Annotated in this window: 12 protein-coding genes; 5 read left to right on the top strand and 7 right to left on the bottom strand. The window is 65.2% G+C overall.

The features are described 5' to 3' along the window. Window positions 1-66: 66 nt before the first annotated feature. Window positions 67-333, bottom strand: coding sequence for a hypothetical protein (locus Q9R30_RS09240; RefSeq protein WP_104997009.1), 267 nt, complete (start codon window positions 331-333; stop codon window positions 67-69). A 105-nt stretch (window positions 334-438) separates the two neighbouring features. Here Q9R30_RS09240 and Q9R30_RS09235 point away from each other — a divergent pair, with 105 nt between their 5' ends. Continuing rightward, window positions 439-906, top strand: coding sequence for a hypothetical protein (locus Q9R30_RS09235; RefSeq protein ID WP_104997008.1), 468 nt, complete (start codon window positions 439-441; stop codon window positions 904-906). A gap of 18 nt (window positions 907-924) precedes the next feature. Here the strand turns inward: Q9R30_RS09235 and Q9R30_RS09230 are convergent, their stop codons facing one another. The 4 genes from Q9R30_RS09230 to Q9R30_RS09215 all read right to left on the bottom strand — a co-directional run bounded on the left by Q9R30_RS09230 (window position 925) and on the right by Q9R30_RS09215 (window position 4,548). Next, window positions 925-1,815: a diacylglycerol kinase family protein gene (locus Q9R30_RS09230; RefSeq protein ID WP_104997007.1), complete on the bottom strand. Its 891-nt coding sequence runs from the start codon at window positions 1,813-1,815 to the stop codon at window positions 925-927. 129 nt (window positions 1,816-1,944) lie between these two features. Next, the gene (locus Q9R30_RS09225; protein WP_311217408.1) at window positions 1,945-2,793 is read right to left on the bottom strand and encodes a DUF1524 domain-containing protein; all 849 of its coding nucleotides are present in this window, start codon (window positions 2,791-2,793) and stop codon (window positions 1,945-1,947) included. 215 nt (window positions 2,794-3,008) lie between these two features. After that, window positions 3,009-3,152 carry a hypothetical protein gene (locus Q9R30_RS09220; protein WP_199775332.1) on the bottom strand — a complete coding sequence of 48 codons (144 nt, stop codon included), beginning with the start codon at window positions 3,150-3,152 and terminating at the stop codon, window positions 3,009-3,011. A 1-nt stretch (window position 3,153) separates the two neighbouring features. Continuing rightward, a complete protein-coding gene (locus Q9R30_RS09215) occupies window positions 3,154-4,548 on the bottom strand; it encodes an OFA family MFS transporter (RefSeq protein WP_104997005.1) in 1,395 nt (464 codons plus the stop codon). 316 nt (window positions 4,549-4,864) lie between these two features. Between Q9R30_RS09215 and Q9R30_RS09210 the strand changes: the two genes are divergently transcribed. Then, window positions 4,865-5,866, top strand: a complete 1,002-nt coding sequence (locus Q9R30_RS09210; protein WP_104997004.1) for a bile acid:sodium symporter family protein — start codon at window positions 4,865-4,867, stop codon at window positions 5,864-5,866. 107 nt (window positions 5,867-5,973) lie between these two features. Here the strand turns inward: Q9R30_RS09210 and Q9R30_RS09205 are convergent, their stop codons facing one another. Both Q9R30_RS09205 and Q9R30_RS09200 read right to left on the bottom strand, forming a co-directional pair. After that, complete coding sequence (locus Q9R30_RS09205; RefSeq protein ID WP_311217407.1) at window positions 5,974-6,309, bottom strand: cupin domain-containing protein; 336 nt, start codon at window positions 6,307-6,309, stop codon at window positions 5,974-5,976. Window positions 6,310-6,362: 53 nt separating this feature from the next. After that, complete coding sequence (locus Q9R30_RS09200) at window positions 6,363-7,229, bottom strand: DUF1295 domain-containing protein (protein WP_311217406.1); 867 nt, start codon at window positions 7,227-7,229, stop codon at window positions 6,363-6,365. A gap of 158 nt (window positions 7,230-7,387) precedes the next feature. Between Q9R30_RS09200 and Q9R30_RS09195 the strand changes: the two genes are divergently transcribed. The 3 genes from Q9R30_RS09195 (at window position 7,388) to Q9R30_RS09185 (ending at window position 10,233) form a co-directional block, all read left to right on the top strand. Beyond that, window positions 7,388-8,662 carry a hemolysin family protein gene (locus Q9R30_RS09195; protein ID WP_104997001.1) on the top strand — a complete coding sequence of 425 codons (1,275 nt, stop codon included), beginning with the start codon at window positions 7,388-7,390 and terminating at the stop codon, window positions 8,660-8,662. Between the two features lie 86 nt (window positions 8,663-8,748). Continuing rightward, window positions 8,749-9,636, top strand: a complete 888-nt coding sequence (locus Q9R30_RS09190) for a proline iminopeptidase-family hydrolase (protein ID WP_104997000.1) — start codon at window positions 8,749-8,751, stop codon at window positions 9,634-9,636. A 183-nt stretch (window positions 9,637-9,819) separates the two neighbouring features. Next, complete coding sequence (locus tag Q9R30_RS09185; RefSeq protein WP_311217405.1) at window positions 9,820-10,233, top strand: nuclear transport factor 2 family protein; 414 nt, start codon at window positions 9,820-9,822, stop codon at window positions 10,231-10,233. Window positions 10,234-10,248 lie beyond the last annotated feature (15 nt).

Below are 10,248 nucleotides of genomic sequence, written 5' to 3'. Positions count from 1 at the left end.
TGCCGGGATACCTAATTATTGGGTCCGCGGTGAACGGTGCCCGCGGCCGGTTGGGCGACGGGCGCGCTACTCCCCCATGCCGGGATGGACGGGAACAAAATCGACTTTGTTGCCGGAGTTTTGCCGGCCGGCGGGCGTCCTGGAGAACCCCCGCGCATCCAGGCCGTTCTTCGCGCGGAATTCCGCGAGGGCTGCGTCGTAGGCATTGTTGAGGGTCTGCCCTGAGAATTCGCCGGTGCTGCCGTCGGTGAAGGCGATCCTGATGCGGACGCTGTTGGGGTAGTGCCGGTTCATCCGGATGAAGCCGTCTGCGTCCTGCTGGAGAGTAATCAAGGGACTCCGCTTTCGTGGTGGGTGCAGCCTCCAGTCTGGCGCAGATTCACGCGCGCAGGTACCAGCCATGCAGTAAAGAGTGGCCGGGAGGCGCATAGTTGAAGAATGACAGGTCCTTACACCCGGGGCGATTCCTTTACCAGCGAGGCTTCCCGGAAACACATCAGGCGGGCGCTAGGAGACTACGGGGCAACGGACGTTCTTTTCACCCAACGGGGGAACCAGAGTGCCATCGCTTTCAAGGGCGGCGGCCGGCAATTCCGGATTGTCCTTCCGCTTTTGCAGTCTGAAGGCGCCCTGGCCATCCGCGGGGACGTAGCCGAAGGCCCGCTTCACGAGGCGAACGCAAAAGTCCTCGAACGCGCCAACCGCAAATCGTGGCATGCCCTGGCCCTGGCCATCGACGCCAAACTCGCAGCGGCGGCGGCAGGCATCGCCACCCTTGAATCCGAATTCCTGGCCCACGTGGTTCTCCCGGGGAACAAGACTGTGCTCGACGAACTCAAACCCGTCATCGACTCCGCCTACCGGTCCGGCCGGCGTCCGTCATTCGGCGGTCCGGCGCTGCCTTAACGCCCCGGCCATTTTCCATCAGATGGTTGGCAGGGCGCCCTTGGCGCTTTCCACCAGGACATGGGTGCCTGCCTGGACATAGACCACTTCGCCGTCAATCTGGCAGGGTACGGCGTCCCGCGTCGTGAAGGCATAACTGCTGACGCTGGGCTGATGCCCCAGTCCCAGCGTGACGGCCCGGAGGGTCATCAGCGCCATCCTCATAAGCCCGGCATGGGGTAATGTGACCACCTCGAACCGGCCATCGTCAGGGTGGTCCGCCTCGCTGACCGTTCCATACTTGGCCATCCGGGAAATGTTGGCCAGGATCAGGCTGTCGAACTTCGCGGTGGCACCGTCTGCCCGGACCAGCTCAAACGGCCTCAAACCCGAAAGCGTCCGGGCAACGGATATGAGTTCCAGGACTTTCCCTTTTCCACCCTTTTCGATCCCGATGGCCATCAGCGGCGTGAGCCCGAACCCCACATAGGAGTGGGCGTACCGGACCTGCTCCCGGTGCATCCCGCGGAAGGTCACGCGCAACAGGTCGATTCGCCGGACGCGGCCCTCGCGGATGGCTTCGGTGAGCGGCCGGACCGGCATGCTCCTATGGTGATCGTTGGCGTTCCCTGCCGGGAGCACAGTGCACACCGCCCTACTGGCGGACACGTCCATCACGCCGTTGACCACCTCGTTGTACCCGCCGTCGCCGCTGACCGAAACGATGAGCGGAGTTCCGCTTTCGGCCGCCGACCGTGCCAAGTCCCGGGCGTGCCCCGCGAACTCCGTGGGCAGCAGGTCCACTGGCAGGTCCGGAAGGTTCGCGGCAAGCTCCTCCTGCAGGGAATCGATCCGCGCGGCCATCCCGGCCCTCGTCGGATTGAAGATCAGGACTACCCGGTCAAAGGCAGGTGCCCGGTCATCAGCCATCGTGCCCATCCTCCGGTGCCCTTTGTTGTCTTGGTGCGGTCAGCTCCAGCCTATCCGTGGATACCCCCTCCTGAAGGTGACCGCGCCGCCGTCGTCCGCAGAGCGGTGCCGGACATGCCGGGACAGGAGCTACCCCTCGCAGGCCACGCCGTCGGAATCCCCGTCGAGCCCGGACCTGTACCCTAGCGAAGCGGCGCAAAGGGGCGCCGCTCCGGCAGCCACAACCTCGGCGCAGTTGGCGTAATAGACCGCGGCAGGAGCGGCGGGCCCGACGGCGGCGGGCGCCACTTGCCCGGGGCACCCGGCGAGGATGCCCGCGATCGCGTCGCGCTCGGCCTGCGTCACCCACAGGCTGTACCGCGCCTTCACCGAAACCTGCCGGGCGACGTACTCGCACCGGAAGCCCTTGTTCGGCGGCAGCCATGTGGCGGCGTCGCCGTCGCCCTTTTGCTGGTTGGTGGGGCCGTCCGTTGCCTGCAGGTTCAGCGGATCGTTGGCGAACGCCGTCCGCTGCTCGGTGGTCAGCTGCTGCGCGCCCTTCTGCCAGGCGTCGCTGAGCGCCACCACGTGGTCGATCTGCACGGCGCTGCTGGTGGTGGTGCCGCGGACGAAGCTGATGGTTGTGCCCGTGTACGGGTCCGCCAGGATGCCGGTCTTGACCGTGCAGGGGACGCTGGTGGTGTAGGTGACCTCGGTCAGGTCCCGCCGCAGGATGTCGTTCCGGGTATCGCAGCCGTTCTGGTCCACGTCCGCCCACGTCGGGCCAAACAGTGCACGTTCGTATCCGGTCTTGGGCGCGCGGCCCTTCACGGGGAGGGTGGCCAGCAGGTCCGCTGCCTCAACGGCAGCCGAAGCTTCGGCCGCGTATGTTGCGGTGCTGTCCACGGTGTCTGCGGCTGCCGGGGCACCCCCGGAGAACAGGGCAAGGACAGCGGCAAGGACGACGGCGGCCACCGCGCGGGTGCCGGATGCAGGCATCGTTTCAGGCAAGGACGTGTTGTTGGACATGCAGTTCCCCAGGTTGTGTGCACGATAGGTTCGGGCGCCGGCATCATGGCCGTGTTTGCGCCAGGGAAGAGCCTATGGCCCGCCGTGAACCGGAAACGTGCGTTTTGGTGGAACTGCGGAAATTCTTAAGGACTCCTGCGCCAACCCTGCGCCGCGGCCGGCGCGGGCAGGGTTGGCGCCATTCCTCACCCGAAGAGCGCAGCCACCCGGGTCAGGGTCTGGTAGATCCCGTAGGCAAGCGGGACGCCCACCAGCGCCCAGGCGATGGCGAGTTTGCCGACGGATACTTTGGCGGGCGCCTGCGCGCCGGGGGTGTGTGCAGTGCTCATCTCAGGCCTCCATGGCAGGTTCGTGTGCCCGTCCCCGGTCGGGGCGGGGTTCGTGGAATCGTGCGTCCACCGGCTTGACCATCAGGTTGGCCAGGAAACCGACCACCAGCAGCGCCACCATGGTCAGCAGTGCCGGCTGGTAGGAGGCGGCGTCCAGCTGGCCGGGCTTGCCCTGCGCATCCAGGAACGCGTTGACGATCAGCGGACCGGCCACGCCGGCGGCGGACCAGGCGGTCAGCAGCCGGCCGTGGATGGCCCCCACCTGGAAGGTTCCGAAGAGGTCACGCAGGTAGGCCGGAACGGTGGCGAAGCCGCCGCCGTAGAAGGAAATGATGACGAAGGCAAGCGCCACGTAGAGGAATGTGGTGCTCGATCCGGCCAGCGCCAGCACCGTGTAAAGGACGGCGCCGACGCCGAGGTAGACCATGTAGATGCGCTTGCGGCCGGTGACGTCGGAGGTGGCGGACCAGGCGAAGCGCCCCGCCATGTTGCCGATGGACAGGAGCCCCACGAAGCCGGCGGCGACGGCGGCACTCACCAGGGACACGCCGTCGGACTGGCGGAAGAAGTCCTGGATCATGGGCGCGGCCTGCTCGAGGATGCCGATGCCCGCGGTGACGTTGCAGAACAGGACGATCCAGACCAACCAGAACTGCTTGGTCTTAATGGCGTTCTTTGCGGAGACGTTCTCCGTGGTGACGAGCTTGGCGGCCTTGACCTTGGCGGGGTCGAAGCCCGCCGGCGCCCAGCCCGGCGCGGGAACCTTGATGGTGAAGGCGCCGAAGAGCATGTACGCGAGGTAGACGACGCCGAGCGTCAGGAAGAGCTTGCCCACGGCATCGCCGCTGGCCACCCAGTCCTTGGCGCCTGAGTTGGAATCGTACATCTTGAGCAGCGCCGTGGAGACTGGGCTGGCGATCAGCGCGCCGCCGCCGAAGCCCATGATGGCCATGCCGGTGGCGAGGCCGGGCCGGTCCGGGAACCACTTGATCAAGGTGGACACAGGTGAGATGTAGCCGATGCCCAGCCCAATGCCGCCGATGAAGCCGTAGCCCAGGTAGACGAGCCAAAGCTGGCCCGTGAAGATGCCCAGCGATCCGATCAGGAAGCCGCCGGCCCAGAACATGGCCGAGGTGAACATCGCCTTGCGCGGGCCGTTCGTGTCCACCCAGGTGCCCATGATCGCGGCCGAGAGGCCCAGCATCACGATGGCGATGGAGAAGATCACGCCGATTTCGGTCAGGCTGGCGCCGAAGTGCTTGACCAGGGCGGTCTTGTACACGCTCGTGGCGTAGGCCTGCCCGATGCAGAGATGGACCGCGAGCGCGGCGGGCGGCACCAGCCAGCGGTTGAATCCCGGCGGGGCAACAGTTCGTTCTCGGTCCAGCCAGCCCATAGATATTCCCTTTGCTTTGTTCGACGCTTGCTTATCCGACGCTTGCTTATCCGACGGCGTCGATGTCTGTTCGATTTAGGGGCGAAAAGCCCCACTTGGGCCAATGCCTCCGGCAATCATGGGGCAAATCGTCACCAAGCGTATGATTTTTGCGCCGAGCGGTATTAATTCCGCGGCGAGCGGCAAGAGGCAGGGCTGCGCCTTCCACCCGGGCCTGACCAGCGATGAATGCACCAAGGCGTCGCCGGGCACCTGCGCCGCGACATTAAGACCTGAGAATTCCGTGACCCGACCCTCACTGTGATAATCGATAGGTATGTCTTCCTTATCCGAATCTTCCACGACGGCCTCAGCCTCGGAAGAACGCAGCGCCCGCATCGCAGTCACGCTCTTTCCTGTGCTTATCCTGGCCGGAGGAGCCGTGGCGCTTGCCGCTCCATCAGCGTTTACCGGGCTGGGCCCCTGGATTAGCCCCCTTTTGGGACTCATCATGTTCGGCATGGGGCTGACGCTCACGCCCCCTGACTTCGCCGTCATCGCCAAACGTCCCGTCCCGGTGGTGATCGGGGTGGTGGCGCAGTACGCCATCATGCCGTTCCTGGGCTGGCTGGTGGCCGCGGCACTGGGGCTGCCGCCGGCGCTGGCCGCGGGCGTCATCCTGGTGGGCTGCTGCCCGGGTGGAACGGCGTCCAATGTGGTCTCCTACCTTGCCAAGGGGGACGTTGCCCTGTCCGTGGCGATGACCACCGTCTCCACCCTGATCGCTCCGCTGCTGACGCCGGTGCTGGCACTGTGGCTGGCAGGCCAATACATGCCCGTGGACGCCGGTTCCATGGCGTGGTCCATCGTCCAAATCGTACTGTTCCCTGTGCTGCTGGGACTCGTGGCCCGACTCTTCCTGCCCCGCCTTGTCAACATGGCCCTGCCTGCCCTTCCCTGGATTTCCGTGCTCGCCATTACCGCCGTGGTGGTTGCCGTGGTCGCCGGAAGCGCAAAGGCCATCTTCGCGGCCGGCCTGCTGGTACTTGCAGCAGTTATCCTTCACAACGGCCTTGGTTACGCCCTGGGTTACGCGGCGGCCCGCCTGTTCCGGTTGCCGATCCCCTCCCGACGCACCACCGCGATCGAAGTCGGCATGCAGAACTCGGGTCTGGCAGCCGGGCTGGCGCGGCAGTACCTGACGCCGGAGGCGGCCCTGCCCGGAGCCATCTTCTCGGTCTGGCACAACGTTTCCGGTGCAGTTCTGGCCGCATACTGGCGCCGCCGCAGCACTCCAGTCCTCCGCGACGGGGAGTTGGTCCCGGCGGCTGCGGAGTAACGGGCTTACCGTGGGGGCCGGTAGGTCCGCCTGTCCCCCCGGGCCTCCGGATGGGATTCAGCTGATGCCCGTCGCGCCAGCCCACCCGGGAGGCGCAGGCCCCTTCCCTACCGGTCCGTCTTGACCACCGTAAACAGCACCGCCGAGTCCTCGTCCGCTTCCAGGCTGTGCAGCCCGTCCGGAACGATGAGCAGGTCCCCGGCCTTTCCCTGCCAGGCCTCCCCTCCGGACTTCAGCCACACCGACCCCTTGATCACGTAGACCGTAGCTTCGCCGGGATTCTGGTGTTCGCTGAGCTGGGTACCTGCGCGGAAGGCCATGACGGTCTGGCGCAGCTTCTTCTCGTGGCCGCCGAACGCCGTGTCCGCAGCCCGGCCGCTGGGAGCCGCCACGGCCGCTTTGAGCTGCTGTCTGGCCAGGGCATCAATCGATATCTTCTGCATGCGGACACCGTACCCAGCCGGGACAGCCAGAGCTAGGGCACGCGCACATTCTCCTACAGCTTGGGGATCAAGATTGGGGTGTTCTTCTTGTAGGCCTCATAATCGGGATCGCCGCCCCATTTCTTGTCAGCCTTTTTCTCCAGCAACGGGATGCCGCTGCCCTTGATCAGCAGCAACGCTACGAACACCGGGGACAGCAAGGCCAGCCATTGCCAGCCCTCCAGGACCGGAACAGCGATAACGAGCACCCCGGTCCAGAGCACAATCTCGCCGAAGTAGTTGGGGTGGCGGGACCTGGACCACAAGCCGGTGGAGATGAATCGGCCTTTATTGACCGGGTCAGCCTTGAACCGGCCCTTCTGGTTGTCCGCCAGGGCCTCAATACCGAAACCAACAGCCCACACCACAAAGCCCGCCAGCGCCCACCAGTCGAGCGCAACCCGGGCAACGGACGTGATGGCAATCCAGGCCGCGGCCGCGGTGAGGACCACCCACAGCCCCTGCACCGTCCAGGTGTTCAGGAACCGGATGAACGACGGCTTGATTTCATCGAAGCGATCATCCTTGCCGTGCTTGCTCACACGGCGGAACAGGAAGCTCCCCAGCCTCACGGCCCACGCCACCACCATCGCGGCCAGGAGCAGCCCCCGCGCATCCACGCCCGGGGTCAGAACTACCAGAAGCACCGTGATGTTGATGTAGGTCAGGGCGCCGGTGAGGTCGTAATACTTTTCGGTCTGTGCCCTAAATGCGGGGACGAATGCCAGCCACTGGATGACGAAGGCCGCCGCCACCCCCAAAGCAAACAGGGGGAAGCCGCCCACGGTGGCACCACCCTGGCTGCCGGCGAGAGCGACGAGCATCCCCACCCCTACCGCGATCATGAAGATAACGAGCGCCTTGCGGTCCGAGTCCTTCATCAGGTCCTTCCTTTCCCCACGATGCAGGCAGCCGCGCTGGGTGAGCACTGCAGCACCATTCCCCGGACTGATTTCAGTACCTAGCTTGTCTAATTGCTATATGAACTAGCAAATTCCGCCATCCCGGGCTTCCGGCGCCCATTCGATATTGTCTGAGCATGGACGTGGACACGCTGCTCAATTTCCTGTTGGTCCTCTTCTTTGTGCTGCTGGGCGGGGTGTTCGCCGGGACGGAAATGGCGCTGGTGTCGCTCCGCGAGAGCCAGGTGCGCCGGATGGAAAAGTCGGGGAAGCGCGGCGCCCGGATCGCCGCCCTTGCCGGCAATCCCAACCGCTTCCTCTCCACCGTGCAGATCGGCGTGACGCTGTCCGGCTTCTTCTCGGCCGCCTACGGCGCCTCCACCATCGCGCCCGACGTCGAACCCCTCCTCGAAGGCATCGGCTTCGGCGCCGCGGCCGAACCTGTTGCGTTCATCGGCATGACGCTGCTGGTGGCATACCTGTCCCTGGTGCTCGGTGAACTGGTGCCGAAGCGCCTGGCCATGCAAAGCGCCGTCGGCTTCACCAAGGTGCTTGCCCCGCCGCTGGGGGTCCTCTCGCAGATCATGCGCCCGGCCGTCTGGCTGCTGTCCGTCTCCACCGACGCCGTGGTGCGGCTCTTCGGCGGCGACCCCCACGCCAGGCAGGAGAGCGTCAGCTCCGAGGAACTCTGGGACATGGTGGCCGAGAGCGAGGAACTGGAGGAACACAGCCGGAGCATCCTTAGCGACGTCTTCGGCGCCGGGGACCGATCGCTGCAGGAAGTGATGCGGCCGCGCACCGAGGTGACCTTCATCGACGGCAACCTCACCATCGCGGCCGTACGCAGCATGGTCAGGGACGGCCCGTTCTCACGGTATCCCGTCATCGACAAAACGCCCGACGACGTCCTGGGCTTCATCCATATCCGTGACCTCATGCCCCGGGACGGGAAGTACGACGACGGGCTGGTGCGTGACATCGCGCGGGAGATCCTTCCGCTGCCCGGCACCAACAAAGTGCTGCCCTCGCTGTCCCGCATGCGCAGGCTGGGCCAGCATATTGCGCTGGTGGTGGACGAATACGGCGGCACGGACGGCATCGTCACCCTGGAGGACCTGGTGGAGGAACTTGTGGGCGAGATCTACGACGAGTACGACACCGGCGCCGAACCCGAGGACCGCGTCACCAGGACCAACGGGGCGGTGGACGTGGACGGCGGGCTGATCCTGCAGGAGTTCGAATCGGCCGCCGGGATCGAACTGCCGGAAGGGCACTACGAGACGGTGGCAGGGTTCGTCATCGACCGGCTGGGCCGCCTCCCCCGCGTCGGCGACCAGGTGGAGGTGGCAGGCCACGTGCTGACGGTGACGGCGATGGACCGGCTGCGCATCTCCCGGATCAGGGTCACCTAGCAGCCGTTGACCGGGACGCGGATGGGGAGTGTAATCGAAGACGAGGACGCGTCCTGCGCACAAAAGCTCATCATGGATGGTGGATCATGTCCGCTGGAGTAAGCACTCGGGAAGGCCGGCTGCAGGTTCCGGGCGGTGGTGTCTGGTATCGCGTCGTCGGCGACAGCCCGGCTGTACCCTTGGTCATTGTTCACGGCGGCCCGGGTGCCACCCACGACTATCTCGAACCGTTGGAGGCCATGGCCGATGAGCGGCCGGTGGTTTTCTACGACCAGCTGGGCGCGGGAAAATCCGATGCACCGGACGACATTGGATTGTGGACCAACGAACGCCTGGTTGACGAACTGGGCAGGATACTTGACGGCCTCGCTTTGGACCGGGTCCATTTGCTTGGCCACTCGTGGGGGACAATCGTGGCGGCCGAGTACGCCCTCCGGGCGCCGGACAGGTTGGCGGGCTTGGTTCTGGCTGATCCATGCCTGAGCCTGCCGCGCTACGCTGAAACTGCAGCTGCACTCCGGGGGGAGCTGCCGGCAGAGGTCCGCGCTGTGCTTGACCGGCACGAGGCGGCAGGCACCACCGACTCAGATGAATACCAGGACGCCTCCATGGAATTCTATCGTCGGCACGTCTGCCGGCTGGACCCGTGGCCTGAGCCCCTCATGCGGACCTTTGGCCAGCTGAACCAAGTCATTTATGAGCGGATGCAGGGGCCCAGCGAATTCCAGATCACTGGAATCCACAAGGATTACGACGCAACCGGCCGCCTGGGGGACCTATCCGTTCCCACACTGTTCATCTGCGGCCGTCACGACGAGATGCGGCCCGAGGATACGGCGTGGTACCACAGCCTGGTACCGGCATCGGAGCTGGTCATTTTCGAGAACAGCAGCCACATGCCCCATCTCGAGGAGCCCGATCTGTTCCTGCAGGTGCTCCGTGATTTCCTGCGGCGGGCAGAACAGGCCACTTGAGAAAGCACTGCCGGGGTGTCTTCCCCGGTGATCAAGCGGTTGAACCGTCCGTTGACAGCAGCCTGCGGCGGGCGTGGAATTTAATTGGCTTCGACAAGCAGCCGAAACCAATCCACGAAGCGACCTCCGCTTCCGTGAGGCCGCCCAAATTGGAGGTCCACAATGGGACAGGCACGCGAAGTAATGGATCGCCTGAACAAGGCCATGGAAACAAAAGACAAAGAGGCGCTCGCACGTAGCTACGCCACCGATGCCGTGGCTTACACCCCTGACCAGGGTGAGCTCCGCGGCCGTGACGCCATCACCGGGTACCTGATGGAATTCTGGGAAGCGATGCCCGACGTCAGGTACAACCAGACGGGGCGGTACGAGTCCGGCAACGTAGCGATCGATGAAGGCATCGTCGTCGGAACCAACACCGGGCCGCTGCGCATGCCCACCGGCGAAACCCTGCCGGCCACCGGCAAGCAACTCAGTGTCCACAGCTGCGACGTCGCCACAGTCGAGAACGGGGAGATCGCCTCTCACCACTTCTATTTCGACCAGGTGGAGTTCCTGGCGCAACTCGGACTGATGCGCGAACTCACCTCGCACTGAAGGAGGTAGGAGCTT

The sequence above is a fragment of the Arthrobacter sp. AB6 genome, from assembly GCF_031844545.1.
GTDB lineage: Bacteria > Actinomycetota > Actinomycetes > Actinomycetales > Micrococcaceae > Arthrobacter.
The sequence above is the reverse complement of the archived record's forward strand: the minus strand, read 5'-3'. Positions and strand labels throughout refer to the sequence as shown.

Bases quoted from the DNA above. Each gene is read 5' to 3' on its own strand.
- Q9R30_RS09235 (WP_104997008.1), top strand. From the start codon at position 439: ATGACAGGTCCTTACACCCGGGGCGATTCCTTTACCAGCGAGGCTTCC.
- Q9R30_RS09230 (WP_104997007.1), bottom strand. From the start codon at position 1,815: ATGGCTGATGACCGGGCACCTGCCTTTGACCGGGTAGTCCTGATCTTC.
- Q9R30_RS09225 (WP_311217408.1), bottom strand. From the start codon at position 2,793: ATGCCTGCATCCGGCACCCGCGCGGTGGCCGCCGTCGTCCTTGCCGCT.
- Q9R30_RS09220 (WP_199775332.1), bottom strand. From the start codon at position 3,152: ATGAGCACTGCACACACCCCCGGCGCGCAGGCGCCCGCCAAAGTATCC.
- Q9R30_RS09215 (WP_104997005.1), bottom strand. From the start codon at position 4,548: ATGGGCTGGCTGGACCGAGAACGAACTGTTGCCCCGCCGGGATTCAAC.
- Q9R30_RS09210 (WP_104997004.1), top strand. From the start codon at position 4,865: ATGTCTTCCTTATCCGAATCTTCCACGACGGCCTCAGCCTCGGAAGAA.
- Q9R30_RS09205 (WP_311217407.1), bottom strand. From the start codon at position 6,309: ATGCAGAAGATATCGATTGATGCCCTGGCCAGACAGCAGCTCAAAGCG.
- Q9R30_RS09200 (WP_311217406.1), bottom strand. From the start codon at position 7,229: ATGAAGGACTCGGACCGCAAGGCGCTCGTTATCTTCATGATCGCGGTA.
- Q9R30_RS09195 (WP_104997001.1), top strand. From the start codon at position 7,388: ATGGACGTGGACACGCTGCTCAATTTCCTGTTGGTCCTCTTCTTTGTG.
- Q9R30_RS09190 (WP_104997000.1), top strand. From the start codon at position 8,749: ATGTCCGCTGGAGTAAGCACTCGGGAAGGCCGGCTGCAGGTTCCGGGC.
- Q9R30_RS09185 (WP_311217405.1), top strand. From the start codon at position 9,820: ATGGATCGCCTGAACAAGGCCATGGAAACAAAAGACAAAGAGGCGCTC.